At 61.9% G+C, this 16,294-nt stretch carries 8 protein-coding genes; 7 read left to right on the forward strand and 1 reads right to left on the reverse strand.

Going from position 1 to position 16,294, the window contains the following annotated elements; all coding sequences use genetic code 11:
- Positions 1-22 precede the first annotated feature (22 nt).
- Complete coding sequence (locus WM40_RS17090; protein ID WP_024902335.1) at positions 23-487, reverse strand: Lrp/AsnC family transcriptional regulator; 465 nt, start codon at positions 485-487, stop codon at positions 23-25.
- 518 nt (positions 488-1,005) lie between these two features.
- Between WM40_RS17090 and WM40_RS17095 the strand changes: the two genes are divergently transcribed.
- From WM40_RS17095 to WM40_RS17125, 7 genes are all read left to right on the forward strand, one after another.
- Positions 1,006-2,514, forward strand: a complete 1,509-nt coding sequence (locus WM40_RS17095) for an MdtA/MuxA family multidrug efflux RND transporter periplasmic adaptor subunit (RefSeq protein WP_024902334.1) — start codon at positions 1,006-1,008, stop codon at positions 2,512-2,514.
- Complete coding sequence (locus WM40_RS17100) at positions 2,511-5,720, forward strand: MdtB/MuxB family multidrug efflux RND transporter permease subunit (protein ID WP_082102877.1); 3,210 nt, start codon at positions 2,511-2,513, stop codon at positions 5,718-5,720. The genes WM40_RS17095 and WM40_RS17100 overlap by 4 nt, the downstream gene beginning before the upstream one ends.
- Positions 5,717-9,079, forward strand: coding sequence for an efflux RND transporter permease subunit (locus WM40_RS17105; protein WP_046153458.1), 3,363 nt, complete (start codon positions 5,717-5,719; stop codon positions 9,077-9,079). Before WM40_RS17100 ends, WM40_RS17105 begins: the two co-directional genes overlap by 4 nt.
- A 187-nt stretch (positions 9,080-9,266) precedes the next feature.
- Entirely contained in the window at positions 9,267-10,583 is a 1,317-nt protein-coding gene (locus WM40_RS17110) for an NAD(P)/FAD-dependent oxidoreductase (RefSeq protein WP_082102888.1), read from the forward strand.
- Positions 10,584-10,699: 116 nt separating this feature from the next.
- Positions 10,700-11,827 carry a ligase-associated DNA damage response exonuclease gene (locus WM40_RS17115; protein WP_036007977.1) on the forward strand — a complete coding sequence of 376 codons (1,128 nt, stop codon included), beginning with the start codon at positions 10,700-10,702 and terminating at the stop codon, positions 11,825-11,827.
- Positions 11,824-13,713, forward strand: coding sequence for a cisplatin damage response ATP-dependent DNA ligase (locus WM40_RS17120; RefSeq protein WP_082102879.1), 1,890 nt, complete (start codon positions 11,824-11,826; stop codon positions 13,711-13,713). Before WM40_RS17115 ends, WM40_RS17120 begins: the two co-directional genes overlap by 4 nt.
- Positions 13,710-16,292 (forward strand): DEAD/DEAH box helicase, encoded by a 2,583-nt coding sequence (locus tag WM40_RS17125; protein ID WP_051504238.1) that lies wholly within the window; start codon positions 13,710-13,712, stop codon positions 16,290-16,292. The genes WM40_RS17120 and WM40_RS17125 overlap by 4 nt, the downstream gene beginning before the upstream one ends.
- Positions 16,293-16,294 lie beyond the last annotated feature (2 nt).

Here is a 16,294-nt window from a genome sequence, read left to right on the forward strand (position 1 = left end):
TGAACGTCGCGTCGTAAGCGGCCTACGTCTCACGCACCGGCAGCGCGGTCGAATATTTGATCTGCTCGATGGCAAAATGTGTTGTCATGCTACGCACAGTAATCGCGTCTTCGAGTTTGGCCAAGATTTTCCTGAAATCATCGATGCCGGCCACGGCGAGCCGCAACAGGTAATCGCTGTCGCCCGTCATCCGATAGACCTCCACCACCTCGGGCACCTGCGCAATGACCGCGATAAATTTTTCGGCCCATTCGGCGCAATGACGATCGCTCGAGACATTGACGAACGCAGTCGTCCCGACGCCCAAGGCACTTGCATCGCATAACGTCACCTGGCGCCGGATCACACCGGAGCGTTTCAAGCGCTGTACGCGTTTCCAGCACGGCGTCTGCGTCAGGCACACATGCTGTGCCAGCTCCGACAGGGGCATAGACGCATCCCGTTGCAGCAATTCCAAAATGCGTTTATCCGTGGCATCGAATCTCATCGCCTCATCCCCTTGTTTGATGTGAACATTTTTTACCAAACCTTGTTATTTGGAGGAAGCCCTTGCTCCATTTGGGACCCGTCGGAATTGCACGCACTGAAGCGCATACAGGATTCCGCGGCGATGTCATTGCTGATAAATGCCGCAATAACATCGTTTTTCTTTTTCTTTATTAGAGATAATTGAAAATAAATGCTGCCGATGCTGCACAATCTTAAAAATGGATAGGAATCACTTTATCTGCACACCGTCTCGCCACGCACGATGTCACTGCCGCCATAAGACGTTGTGCCGCGGAACGGCGTTTTTAATCGCTGTCATCACGCTTGCCCTGGTTTCACTGTAATTTATTGCAAAGGGGGAACAATGGACGATCCAGTTAGAGTTCCGTAGGATTTGTGGTTTGCATGCGGATTTCCGCATCCTGCGCGAAAAAGCAAGGGTCGCGTGCTCGCCCGACATAGTCGATTGATTGACCGGCGGTCAAGCGCCAAAAGAAATAAACAACACGATTTGCGATGGACGAAAAAACGCCTGATCCGAACCCTCAACGGCCCGTCGCTTCACCGGACTCGTCGCTGCCTCCCAAGGTTGCGCCACGTATCTCCGAGGGATCTTTCCCGCCGCCGCCGCCCGATCGCCCCCCCACCTCCTCCCGCCGCCGAATCGGCTGGATTATCGGCGGGACGCTGCTGGTACTCGTCATCGCCTTGATCGTCTGGCACCCATGGGGAGCACATGGCCGTCATGGCGGCCCTGATGCGCTTGGACCACCCGGTGGTCCGCCGGGTGGTCCGGGGCCTGGCGGCCCGGGTGGTGGGCGACACGGTGGTCCGATGGCGGCGAACCAGACGCAAGCGGTTCGCGTGGCAAAAGCCACCATTGGGGAAATCCCCGTGGTTTTCAATGCCCTCGGTACGGTCACGCCACTGGCGACCGTCACGGTGCACTCGCAGATTTCGGGCAATCTGATGAAGATTGGCTTCACCGAAGGACAGCACGTCAAGCAAGGCGATTTCCTCGCCCAGGTCGATCCACGCCCGTACGAGATCCAATTGCGCCAGGCGGAAGGCACGCTGCGCAAGGACCAGGCGCTGCTGCGCCAGGCACGGCTGGATCTGCAGCGCTACAAGACACTGGTGGAGCAGGACTCGGTCGCGCGTCAGACCTATGACTCCCAGGTGTCCCTGGTTCAGCAGTACGAAGGCACGGTGCAGTCGGATCAGGCATCGGTCGACACTTACAAGCTTGATCTCGTGTATGCCCGCGTGACGGCGCCCGTCTCGGGTCGCGTCGGCTTGCGTCAGGTCGACATCGGCAACTACGTGACGACCAGTGATACGAATGGCCTGGTCGTTATCACGCAGACCCAGCCGATGAGCGTGATCTTCACGCTGCCGGAGGACAACATCCCGGCGGTGATGGACGGTATGTCGCGTGATGGCAAGCTGTCCGCGTCGGCCTTCGATCGCACGGACTCGCACCAGATCGCGCTGGGTTCACTGGCAACCCTGGATAACCAGATCGACACCACCACGGGCACTGTCAAACTACGCGCCATGTTCGCCAATCAGGACGAGAAACTGTTCCCGAACCAGTTCGTCAATATCCGGCTGTTGGTCAATGTCATCCGCAATGCGACGATCGTTCCCAGCTCGGCGGTGCAGACCGGCTCGATCGGCTCCTATGTCTATCTGGTGAAGCCCGACGACACCGTTACCGTGCGCAAGATCACGATCGGTCAGGTGGACGGGGAACGCACGCAAGTGACACAGGGCCTAACGCCCGGCGACACGGTCGTGACCGATGGCGTCGACCGCTTGCGCGAAGGCGCGAAGGTCGCACCGAGCGACCTCAGCGGCGGCGCGTCAACATCGGGCGCATCCGGGGCCGCCACGGCGTCGGACGCGGCGACCGCATCGGCGGCCTCCGGCACGCATGCCGCGCACCGTCATCGCCACGCCGCGTCGGATTCGTCCGCGGCCAATACCGCGCCCGCCGATACGCTGTCACGCCGTAACGCATGAATCCGTCACGCATCTTCATCCTGCGCCCGGTCGGCACCGCGCTGCTCATGGCGGCGATCATGCTGGCCGGCCTCCTCGGGCTGCATTTCCTGCCGGTTTCGGCATTACCGCAAGTCGAATACCCGACTATCCAGGTCCAGACGCTCTACCCCGGCGCCAGTCCCGAGGTGATGACCACCTCGGTGACAGCGCCGCTGGAACGCCAGTTCGGCCAAATGTCGAGCTTGAACCAGATGTACTCGCAGAGTTCCGCGGGCGCTTCGGTGATCACGTTGCAGTTTGCGCTGGACCTGCCGATCGACATCGCGGAACAGGAAGTCCAGGCAGCCATCAACGCCGCCAACAACCTGTTGCCCTCGGATCTGCCCGCGCCCCCTATCTACGCGAAGGTCAATCCGGCCGACGCGCCCATCATGACCCTGGCATTGACGTCCAAGACGCTGCCGCTATCGAAGGTTGAAGATCTGGCCGACACGCGAATGGCACAGAAGATCTCGCAGGTAGGCGGCGTCGGTCTGGTCAGCGTTGGGGGTGGGCTGCGTCCCTCAGTCCGCATCCAGGCCAATCCGCGCGCGCTGGCCGCCTACGGCCTGAACCTCGATGACCTTCGCACGACGCTGGCAAACCTGAACGTCAATACGCCAAAAGGGTCGTTCGACGGCCCCACCCGCTCTTACACGATCAATGCAAACGATCAACTGCGCGATCCGGCCGAATACGACAAGTCCGTGATCGCCTATCGTAGTGGCCGCCCGGTGATGCTGCGCGACGTGGCCACCGTCACGTCCGGTCCGGAAAATCGCTACCTAGGCGCCTGGATGAACGGCACGCCGGCGATCATCATGAATATCCAGCGCCAGCCGAGCGCGAACGTGATCCAGACGGCGCAGGGTATTCAGGCGCTGCTGCCCAAACTGAAGGCCACGCTGCCCGCCGATATCGATGTGCATGTGCTCAGCGACCAGACAGGGTCGATCAAGGCTTCGGTACGGGACGTGCAGTACGAACTCCTGCTGTCGATCCTCCTCGTCGTCGCCGTGATTTATGTGTTCCTCGGCAGTGTGACGGCGACGCTGATTCCGTCTTTGTCGGTACCGTTGTCGCTGGTCGGCACGCTGGGCGTCATGTACCTGTTCGGCTTTTCGCTGGACAATCTGTCGTTGATGGCATTGACGATTGCCACGGGCTTCGTCGTCGATGACGCAATCGTCATGATCGAGAACATCGCACGCTTCGTCGAAGAGGGAGACACCCCGCTGCACGCGGCGCTGAAGGGGGCGCGGCAGATCGGCTTCACGATCATCTCGCTGACGGTGTCGTTGCTCGCGGTGCTGATACCGCTGCTGTTCATGGGCGACGTCGTCGGCCGCCTGTTCTATGAATTCGCAGTGACGCTGGCCGTGACGATCGTCATTTCCGCGATCGTGTCGTTGACGCTGGTGCCGATGATGTGCGCCAAGCTTCTGCGGCCGGCGCCCTCCCATGACCGCGATGCCGATGGCGCCCCGTTACCGCGCCGGCGTTCGCGCTTCGAGGAAGCGTCGCATCGCACATTCGATCGGATGATCGGTGGCTATGACCGGATGCTGAAGGTGGTACTCGATCACCAGCCATTGACCCTGCTGGTCGCGGTATTGACGCTGGCGCTGACCGTCATTTTGTATATTGTCGTGCCGAAGGGGTTTTTCCCGGTGCAGGATACCGGGCAGATCCAGGGCACATCGGTCGCCGGCCAGTCGATCTCCTTTCAGGCGATGGCCGAACGACAACAGGCCCTGGCCGATGTGATTCTGAAAGATCCTGATGTCGAGAATCTTTCTTCTTACGTCGGCGTGGACGGCACCAACGTCACACTGAACAGCGGCCGGTTCCTGATCAACCTGAAACCGCGCGACGACCGTACCGCCACCGCATCCGAGATCATCCGACGTATCAACACCGCCGCCGCTCAGGTCGCCGGCATCTCGCTATATATGCAACCGGTGCAGGATCTGTCGATCGAGTCGAGCAGCGGGTTGACCCAGTACCAGTTCATCTTGCAGAACACGAACGCGGCCTTGTTCGACACCTGGGTACCCAAGTTGATCGACAAGCTGGCGGTCTCGCCTGCGCTAGCCGACGTCAGCAGCAATTTGCAGCAAAAGGGCAAGGCAGTTTATATCGATATCGACCGCGCCACCGCGGCGCGGTTCGGCATCACGCCCGCCACCGTCGACAACGTGCTGTACGACGCGTTCGGCCAGCGTATCGTCTCGACGATCTATACTCAGTCGAACCAGTACCGCGTGATTCTCGAGGCCATGCCATCGCTGCAAACCAGCATCGCCGCGTTGGGTTCCTTGCACCTGCCCTCGTCCAGCGGCAGCACTTCGCAGGTACCGCTGTCGGCGATCGCGACCTTCCGCGAACAGGATGCGCCGCTGCTGGTCAGCCATTTGGGACAGTTCCCGGCGGCCACCATCGCGTTCAACCTCGCGCCGGGCGCATCCCTTGGGGAGGCGGTGAAGGCGATCAAGCAAGCCGAGTCGGAACTGAACCTGCCGGGTTCGTTCACAACGAATTTCCAGGGTGCGGCACTGGCGTTCCAGTCGTCGCTGGGTAACGAGCTGTTCCTGTTACTCGCAGCGGTTGTCGCGATGTATATCGTCCTGGGCGTGTTGTATGAAAGCTTCATTCATCCAATCACAATTCTGTCAACGCTGCCGTCGGCCGGTGTCGGCGCGCTATTGGCACTGATGCTGACCGGCAACGACCTCGACATCATCGCGATCATCGGCATCGTGCTGTTGATCGGGATCGTGAAGAAAAACGCGATCATGATGATCGACTTCGCGCTGGATGCCGAACGCGAGGAAGGTTTGAGCCCGCGGGAAGCCATTCATCGCGCTTGCCTGCTCCGCTTCCGTCCGATTCTGATGACGACGATGGCCGCACTGCTTGCCGGCCTGCCGTTGATGCTTGGTTCCGGCTCGGGCTCCGAATTGCGGCAACCGCTGGGGGTGACGATCGTCGGCGGCCTGATCGTCAGCCAGTTGCTGACGCTGTTCACCACGCCGGTGATCTATCTGTGGTTCGACCGGATCGGCGTGCGCCTGCGCCGCCGCTTCGGGGCCGACGGCAAGCATGACTATCAAGACGGCATGCGCAAGCAGGGTCGGGACGGCAGCGGCAATGACGACTTCCCGAGTGGACGGGACGCACGATGAACATGTCGCGGCTTTTCATCATGCGGCCGATCGGCACGACGTTGCTAGCCTTGGGCATCGCGCTGGCCGGGATGTTCGCGTTCCTGAAGCTGCCGGTCGCGCCATTGCCGCAGGTGGACATGCCGACGATCGTCGTGCAGGCGCAGATGGCCGGTGCGAGTCCGGAAACCATGGCGACCAGCGTCGCCGCGCCGCTCGAACGTCGGTTGGGCGCCATTGCCGATGTCTCCGAAATGACGTCGATGAGCAATACCGGCCAGACGCGCGTCATCCTGCAGTTCAACTTGAGCCGCGACATCAATGGCGCGGCGCGTGATGTTCAGGCCGCCATCAATGCCGCGCGCGCCGATCTGCCGACGAGCCTGCGCTCGAATCCGACGTATCGGAAATTCAATCCCGCGTCGGCGCCGATCCTGCTGGTGGGATTGTCGTCTAACACATTGTCCGCCGGCCAGCTATACGACAAGGCCGATACCGAGGTTGCACAAGCGTTGCTGCAGATCGAGGGCGTGGGCGATGTGGACATTGCCGGCAGTGCCCTGCCCGCAGTGCGCGCCGAAATGGACCCGCAGAAGCTATTCCATTACGGCATCAGCTTCGAGGACGTCCGCGCCGCGCTTGCCGCGGCCAATGCCAACAGCCCAAAAGGCGGTTTCGATGTCGGCGCGCAGCGCTATCAGGTCTATACGAACGACCAGGCGACCAAGGCCGCGCAGTATCGGGACATGGTCGTGGCCTACCGCAACAATGCGCCAATCCGGCTGAGTGACCTCGGTCGCGTGGTGGATTCGGTAGAGGATGTCAATAATCTCGGGATGTCGAATGGCCGCAACGCGGTGATCCTGATCGTCTTCCCGCAGCCCGGCGCGAATTTGATCGACACGGTGAAACGCATCCGCGAACGGATGCCGTCGCTGACCGCGGGGCTCCCGAGCGACGTCGATGTCAAGGTCACGCAGGACCGGACCACGACGATTCAGGCGTCGTTGCACGATACGGAATTGACCCTGATCGTCGCCGTCATTCTGGTGGTCCTGGTCGTGTTCGCCTTCCTGCAGGATTGGCGCGCGGTGGTCATCCCGGCCGTCGCCGTGCCGATTTCGATCATCGGCACGTTTGGTGCGATGTACCTGCTCGGCTATTCGCTCGACCTTCTGTCCCTGATGGCGTTGACGATCGCCACCGGCTTTGTTGTCGACGATGCAATTGTCGTTCTCGAAAACATCGCGCGGCATGTCGAACGCGGCATGCCGCGACGCGCCGCCGCGTTGCTCGGGGCGCAGGAAATCGGACCGACCGTGCTGTCGATCACATTGTCCCTGGTCGCTGTCTTCCTACCGATACTGCTGATGTCTGGCATCGTCGGTCGGCTCTTCCGCGAATTCGCGGTCACGCTGGCGATATCGATTGGCATTTCCATGCTGGTCTCCCTGACCGTCACGCCGATGATGTGCGCGTTGCTGATCTCGCACCGCAAGCCAGGCGAGCAAGAGAACCCGGGATTCTGGCGACGTTGCGGCAATACGCTGAACCGCTGGGGTGCGAAGTGCGTCGATTGGTATGCCGAGACGCTGATCTGGTCGCTCGATCACCGGAAAACGATCTTGCTGATCCTGGTCGCCACCGTCGGCCTGAATTTCTATATGTATGTGAAGATACCAAAAGGCTTCTTCCCCGATGAAGATACCGGGCGCCTGATCGGTGGCATCCAGGCCGACCAGAACGTCTCCTTCCAGGCGATGCAGGGTAAATTCCGGGAAGTGATGGCAATCGTCCAGGCGGACCCCGCCGTGCTCAATGTCGTGGGCTCCACGGGTGGCACCGGATCGCAGACGAACGGTGGCCGCGTATTTGTCGAGCTGAAGCCCCGCGCGCGGCGTGACGTCAGCGCAAGCGAAGTCATTGCGCGACTGCGGCCCAAGCTGGACAAGGTCGCGGGTATCCGGCTGTTCCTGCAATCGGCGCAGGATATCCGCACGGGCGGCCGTCAGAGTAACGCCATGTACCAGTACACATTGCTCGGCGACTCGACCACGGAGCTGTACACATGGACCAATAAGCTCGTGACGGCGCTACAGGCCAAGCCGGAACTCGCGGACGTGAATTCCGATCTGCAACAAAAGGGGCTCGAGAGCGACATCACGATCGATCGCGCTACGGCCGCACGCTTCGGTATTCAACCGGCACAGATCGATAACACGCTGTACGACGCGTTCGGGCAACGCCAGGTATCCACGATCTACAACGCGATGAATCAGTATCACGTGATCCTGACCGTCGACAGTAAATATTGGCAAAGCCCTGACATCCTGAAGCAGATCTATATCAGCACATCGGGCAACACCAGCGGAACCAGCAGCACGAACTCGACGCTGGACTCGACCGGAACGTCGTCATCATCCGGCGCCTCGACACAGTCAAGCAGCAGCACGACCGGTGCCGATTCGATCACCTCGCAACAGACCGCGCTGGCGAGCGCCGTGCAGAACCAGGCGACCAATTCGATCACGTCGACGGGTAACAGCAGTTCGTCCACCGGCTCAGCCGTCAGTACGTCGAAGGAAACGATGGTGCCGTTGTCCGCGATCGCGCACTTCAGCATCGGCAACACCCCCTTGTCGGTGAATCATCAGGGCCAATTCGTGGCGACCACTATCTCGTTCAACTTGCCGGTGGGCGGCAACCTGGCCAATGCGATCACCTTGATACAGCAGACGATGCAGGAAATCGGGGTGCCGGGGACGATTCAGGGGTCGGCTGCCGGAACGGCGATGACGGCGCAACAGTCGCAATCGGATATGCCACTACTGATTCTGGCCGCCATCGCCGCCGTATATATCGTGCTGGGCATTCTCTACGAGAGCTATCTGCATCCGGTGACGATTCTGTCGACGCTGCCGTCAGCGGGCATTGGCGCGCTGCTCGCGTTGCGGCTTTTCAATATCGATTTCGGCATCATCGCGTTGATCGGCGTGATTCTACTGATCGGCATCGTCAAGAAGAACGCGATCATGATGATCGACTTTGCCATCAGCGCCGCCCGCATTCCAGGCACCGATGCCCGGACCGCCATCTACCAGGCATGTCGACTGCGATTCCGGCCGATCATGATGACCACCTTGGCGGCCATCCTCGGCGCCGTGCCATTGACACTGACGCTGGGGGAAGGCTCGGAGATGCGCCAGCCCCTGGGCGTGTCGATCGTCGGCGGCCTGATCGTCAGTCAGGTGTTGACGCTGTACACCACGCCGGTGGTCTACCTGGTATTGGAGCGCGCCAAGGCACGCACACACGCCTGGCGCGATCGTCGGCGCCGCAAACGGGATCAGCGCCGTCGCGACATGCTGGCGTCGGACTGACGCGATCACGTTTCTAAAGCCGTGTGGCGCAAAGGGCTAACCGCGCGCGTCACGCAATCGGCTGCGATTTCGAGCGACAATGCGGCTATTCCCTCAGCCCGCGCGGGACCGCAGCGTCGATCGTCGCCACGCGACGCCGTCAACGCGGCATGACGCGGCGGGCGAGCGCAACAGGACGATCGAATCGATGAGCACCGCCCCCAGCACCAGCCAGGCAGTTTGTTCGCTTCCTACCAACCGGCCAGACCCATACCATGCCACCGGCGTACCGGAGGCATCGCCACTGCCACCCGCCGCGGCGTCACGTCAAGTTGCCGATCCATCGGGCGAGCCGGCGCATGCCAGCGTGCCGCGTTGCGTCGACATCCTGATCATCGGCGCAGGACCGGTGGGTCTATTCGCCGCGTTTCAGGCGGGCGTGCTCGGGTTGTCGTGCGAAATCGTCGAGGCGTTGGATGAACCGGGCGGCCAATGCACGGAGCTGTATCCGGACAAACCGATCTTCGACATCCCCGCGCTCCCCATCTGCACGGCGCGTGAGCTTGTGTCGCGTTTGTTGGAACAAGCGCGCCCTTTCGGCGCCGCCATTCATCTCGGCCAGCAAGCGCGGACCTTGCAGGCCGTGCCAGCCACGCCCCCTGTCGCCACGTCCACTGCAGCGGATCCGGCACTGACGGAAATCGCCGGCACACATCACATCGTCGTCCAGACCGACCGTGGGCTGACCTTTCACGCAGCGGCAGTGCTCCTCTGCGCGGGGAATGGCGCCTTCGTGCCGCAACGCATATCAGGGCCGGCCGCACAGACCGCGGAAGCATTGGAAGGTCACGCCGTGCATTATGCGGTCCGCGATATCGCGCGTTTTCGCGGTCAGCGCGTGGTAATTGCCGGAGGCGGCGATTCAGCGCTTGACTGGGCTCTCGCCTTGCGCGACGTGGCCAGTACGTTGACGCTCGTCCATCGCCGTGACACGTTCAGGGCTGCCGACGCGTCCGTTGCGGCGCTGCGCGCGGCCGTCGCGCGCGGTGATATCGCATTGCGGATTGGTACGATCGGCAATCTGCATACGGCACCAGCGGAGCCCTCCGAGACTGGCAATACCAGTGACACCGCCCAGATCTTGTCGGCCATCACCTTGAAGGAACGCGACGGCGATCATACGATTGCGTCGGACCAGTTGCTGGTGCTGTACGGGCTGGTTGCCGCACTCGGCCCCATCGCCGATTGGGGTCTCGACATCGCAGGCGGCCGGACGACCGTCGATCCGCTGCATTTCCAAACATCGATACCTCGCGTGTACGCGGCAGGTGATATCGCCGGCTACGGCAACAAACAGAAACTGATTCTTTCCGGTTTTCACGAAGCCGCACTGGCACTGCGACACGCCTATCGCCATGCCCGCCCGGAAAAGACACGGACCCACATCCACTCGAGCTATGACGCGCGGCTCGCGGCCATCATCCAGCAGAAGGACGCACCCGCCACAGGCATGTCCACACGCTAGCGCGCTGAATTGAAATCGGGTATGTTTTTTGCATCGACGTGAATCGGAACGCGTTCGCCAGCAATGGAACAAGTGCGTTACTACCACCGGCCGCGGCCTAACGTACGGGGAGCCGCCTGCGATTGTCCGACGACCTTATCATCGCCACATCGCGTGGCCTGTATTGCCCTGCCGGGGATTTTCATATCGATCCGTGGCGGCCCGTGGACCGGGCAATCATCACGCACGCCCATTCGGATCACGCCCGCACCGGCAACCGGCACTATCTTGCAAGTGAAGCAGGGGCCGGCGTATTACGCGCCCGCCTTGGCGACATCGACTTGCAAACGCTGCCGTACGGTGAAACGCTTCGCATCGGCGCGGTGGACTTGTCGTTCCATCCTGCGGGTCATGTGCTGGGCGCGTCCCAGGTTCGTATCGCCCATCGCGGCAACGTCTGGGTTGCCTCCGGCGATTACAAGGTCGCACCCGATCCGACATGCGCGCCATTCGAACCAGTGCGATGCGATACATTCATTACTGAATCGACTTTTGGCTTGCCGATCTATCGATGGGACAGCCCGGATCGGGTCTTTGCCGGCGTGAACGCCTGGTGGGCCGAGAACGCGGCCGCTGGACGGCCGTCTGTCGTGTTTTGCTACGCGTTCGGCAAGGCACAGCGGTTGCTGGCGTCCGTCGATGCATCCATCGGCCCGATCGTCTGCCATGGCGCCGTGGAAAACCTCAATAAGGTCTATCGCGATTGCGGCGTTGTGTTGCCGCCAACGCAGCGCGTGCAGCCGCCCGACGCCGGTAGCCCGAGGAACGCGTCAACCAGCGACTGGTCACGCGCGTTAGTCGTCGCCCCGCCCTCTGCGGCCGGTACGCCATGGCTACGTCGATTCAATAAACACGGCGCCTATCGCGACGCCTTTGCGTCGGGATGGATGCGCTTGCGCGGCGCCCGACGGCGACGCGGCGTGGATCACGGATTCGTATTATCCGATCACGCCGACTGGCCCGGCCTTTTGCAAGCGATCGATGCGACCGGCGCGTCCCGCGTGATCGTCACGCACGGCCATACCGCCCCCTTGGTGCGCTGGCTGACGGAGCATGGCTACGAGGCGGGTAACTTTGAGACGGCTTATACCGGCGATGAGGGTGAGGATGGCACGGAGTCTCAATTGGCTACTGCGAACATCACTGGCAACGACGCCGCACCGCCCGAGGGCGCCGCGCCGAGCATCGGAACGATGCACCGATGAAGGCCTTCGCAACGCTGTATACCACGCTGGATGCCAGTACCGCTACCCACGACAAGCACAACGCCTTGCGTGCGTATTTCAATAGCGCTGCCCCGGCCGATGCGGCATGGGCAGCGTACTTCCTGTCCGGCGGCAAGCCACGCCAAGTGGTGCCTACCCGCGTGTTGCGCACGCTCGCGCAACAACGCGCGCACTTGCCGGAATGGCTTTTCGACGAGTGTTATCACACCGTGGGCGACCTCGCCGAAACAATCGCCCATGTCCTCCCCCCACCGACCTCCGATGACGACACGCCTCTCTCCGTATGGATCACCGATCGGCTGCTGCCCCTGCGTGGCGCCGCGCCGGAGACGATTGAACAGGCGTTGCTCGGCTACTGGGATAGCCTCGATTGGTCTGGCCGCTTTTTACTGACCAAGCTGATCGGCGGCGGATTTCGCGTCGGCGTGTCACGACAATTGGTCATCCGCGCGCTTGCCGATATCGCCGGGATCGATCAGAAGCGTATTGCCCATCGAATGGTGGGATGGACAGACACCAAACGCACCCCTACCGCAGCGCGTTTTCTTGCATTGATCGCAAAGGATGCCGTTCTCGATAAGGACATCGCTGGCGATGAATATGACGAGAATACAATAGCCGCTGCTGACACTGGCCATCCCGGCTCGCCGTCTGGCGCGACACAATCGATATTGGCCTTGGTGCCGTCGGCGTCCCCCGTTCAAACCATTGCAGCGGAAGATCTGGGTCTGCCGTATCCGTTCTTTCTGGCGCAACCGTTGCAGGGTGATATCGATACGCCGGAGTCGGTGGCGGGCAAGCTCGGCGAGCGCGCGGATTGGCAGGCGGAATGGAAATGGGACGGCATCCGCACGCAACTGGTGAAGCGCGGTGGGCAAGCGTGGTTGTGGTCGCGCGGTGAAGACTTGATCACCGATCGTTTTCCCGAGATCACCGCCACGGCCGATGCACTGCCGGATGGCACGGTCCTCGATGGCGAAATCGTCGCCTGGGCGGTCGATGCCCCCGGCCCAGCGCCATTCTCGCAATTGCAACCGCGCATTACCCGTAAGACGGTCAGCAAGAAGATTCTCACTGATGCGCCAGCACGCTATCTCGTCTATGACTTGCTGGAACAATCGGGGCAAGACCTGCGAGAAGTCCCGCTTGCCACGCGCCGCGCAGCCCTGGAAACCTTGCTGGCCGCTTTACTGACCGACGGCCGCGCCGCCGGCCCCTCGCAACGGGCCATCGCACTGCCTTCTGTCGTGACCGCGCCAGACTGGGCGGCGCTTGCGGCGCTCCGTGCGGAAAGCCGAAGCCGCGGCGTGGAAGGCATGATGCTGAAGCACCGCCAAAGCCGCTACGGCGTGGGACGCACGCGAGCCGATGGCGAGTGGTACAAATGGAAAGTTGCGCCCTATACCGTGGATGCCGTGCTGCTGTATGCCCAGGCCGGACATGGCCGACGCGCGAATCTCTACACTGACTACACGTTCGCCGTGTGGGATGGGCCGCCCGAACAGCCCAGTCGTGCATTGGTGCCTTTTACAAAGGCTTATTCCGGTTTAACCGATGCTGAAATAAAGCGCGTCGACGCGATCGTCCGTAACACCACCATCGAGAAGTTCGGGCCCGTCCGCAGCGTCCGTCCGACATTGCTGTTTGAAATCGCCTTCGAAGGCATTGCCCGCAGCCCGCGGCATAAGTCCGGTATTGCCGTACGCTTTCCGCGAATGCTGCGATGGAGAGAGGATAAACCCATCGAGGAAGGTGACACGCTGGCCAGCTTGCAAGCCCTGTTGCCGGACGCCGTAGCCTTGCCTTGCGCCGAAGACACGCCATCGCCTGCCAGTCCGGATGAACCGCGCCGGCCCCAGACATGAGCGCACGGCTGAAACAATGGTTCAACGATAACGGCTGGCGTCCTTTCCCGTTCCAGGAAACCGTCTGGGCGCACATGCAAGCTGGCGACAGCGGACTATTGCACGCAAACACTGGCGCTGGAAAAACGCTCGCCGTCTGGGGCGGCATTCTAGGCAACGGCAACGAAGGCAACGACGAGCCCAAGCAACGCCATGGACCGCCGCTGTCGATACTCTGGATCACGCCGATGCGCGCGCTGGCCGCGGACACCTTTCGCGCCTTGTCCGCGCCTATGGCGTCACTCCGGCCAGATTGGACCCTTGGCCTGCGCACGGGCGACACGCCCGGCACGGAGCGCGCACGTCAAGATCGGCGGCTACCCACCGCACTGGTCACCACACCGGAAAGTTTGTCGCTACTCCTCAGCCGCGCCAACGCGGCAACCCTGTTGCAACACGTGCATACCATCGTCGTCGATGAGTGGCACGAGATGATAGGCAACAAGCGTGGCGTGCAGGTACAACTGGCACTGGCCCGTCTGGCACGATGGCGCACCAATGCGCGGTCTCCGGCGACTGTCGCGTGCGAAGGCCATCGCACTTCATACGGCGACGACCGTGCCCTGCGTGTATGGGGACTGTCCGCCACGCTCGGGAACCTCGCGCTCGCACAGGATGTCCTGCTGCACGCTGTTCCGGAGCGGCGACGCCGGACCGTGCAGGGGCACACGGCGAAACAGGTAACGATCGATACACTGATCCCCGACGCCATCGAACGATTCCCCTGGGCCGGTCATCTCGGCACGCGCCTGGTGGAACCGGTGGCCCGGGAAATCGACGATGCCGGCAGCGCGTTGCTGTTCACCAATACCCGCGCGCAATGCGAACTGTGGTATCAGGCGCTTCTCACCGCCCGTCCGGCATGGGCGGGATTGATCGCGTTACATCACGGCTCCCTCGACGCGAACGTGCGCCGCTGGGTGGAGGATGCGCTGCGGGAAGGCAAGCTCAAGGCCGTGGTCTGCACGTCCAGCCTGGACCTGGGCGTCGATTTCTCCCCGGTGGAGCGCGTATTCCAGGTCGGGTCTCCGAAAGGCATCGCGCGATTACTGCAACGTGCCGGGCGATCCGGTCACGCGCCCGGGCGCCCGTCGCGGGTGACGCTGATCCCAACGCACGCGCTCGAACTCGTTGAAGCAGTGGCGGCGCGCAATGCTGCCGTCGCGGGCCACATCGAATCTCGTAGCCCGCCGGAACGCCCGCTCGACGTATTGGTGCAGCATCTGGTGACCCTGGCCCTGGGTGGCGGCTTCGACGCCGGCCCCTCTCTTCTTGATGAATTGCATCAGGCCTGGTCGTATCAGGCACTGGACCGCGCGACATTGGATTGGGCCATCGCCTTTGTCGAGCATGGCGGCAACGCGTTGCAGGGTTATCCCACATATCATCGCGTCGCCCGCGCCGCCGATGGACGCTACCATGCCCCACGCGCCGATTTGGCCCGGCGACATCGCGCCAACATCGGCACGATCGTCTCGGACGCCGCGATGCGCATCGAATGGGTCAGTGGCGGCTGTATCGGCACGATTGAAGAATCCTTCGTGTCACGCCTGCGCCCTGGTGACGTGTTTACCTTTGCCGGACGAACTGTCGCGCTAGTCCGCATCAAGGACATGACCGCCTATGTCCGCCGCTCGGATAGCGCGCGGGGCGCGATTCCGCAGTGGCAAGGGGGACGCATGCCGTTGTCGTCGGAACTGGCGGACGCCATGCTCGATGTGCTCGAAACCGTTGCCCTGAAATTCGATGAAAAATGTCTTCCGATGCGCGATGCGTCCGACACCGCGTCCGGTACCATCCGTGCCGCTGAGATAGGGGCCGTCATGCCATTACTGTCGCTACAGCGGGACTGGTCGGCGTTACCGCGTCCAGACGCCCTGCTGCTGGAGACGGTCAAGACGCGCGAGGGTTGGCATCACTTCTGTTACCCGTTTGCAGGCCGTACGGCGCATATCGGACTGGCTGCCTTGTGCGCCTGGCGCGCTGCAAAACGCCGTCCATTGACGGTGTCGCTTTCCGTGAACGATTACGGCTTCGAATTACTCACGCCCGAACGACTGGATTGGCAAGCGCTCATCGATAGCGGCATTTTCGCGCTAGCGGGCTTGGAGCAGGACATCCTGGATAGCCTCAACGCATCGGAACTGGCGATGCGCCGATTCCGTGAGATTGCGCGTATCAGTGGCCTCATCTTTCAAAGCCATCCAGGAGAAAAGCGCAGTGCGCGTCAATTGCAAGCGTCGGCCGGCCTCTTTTACCAGGTCTTTGCAAAACACGAGCCGGACAACCGGCTGCTGCAGCAGGCGCGGGACGAAGTACTGTTGCAGGAACTCGATGTCGACCGCTTGCGTCTGGCGCTGCATCGCATCAATGGTGGACGGATTGTTCAGACGACCCCCCCCAAGCCGACCCCCTTCGCCTTTCCGTTGATGATTGCCCGGTTGAGGGAAAGAATCAGTAGCGAGCGGTTACATGAGCGGGTACAGCGTATGCTTAAGACACTGGAACGCGCCGCGGATCATCGGCGCCCCTCTGCCTGAGC

Origin of the sequence: Robbsia andropogonis (assembly GCF_000970345.1) — a bacterium.
Taxonomy (GTDB): Bacteria; Pseudomonadota; Gammaproteobacteria; order Burkholderiales; family Burkholderiaceae; genus Robbsia; species Robbsia andropogonis.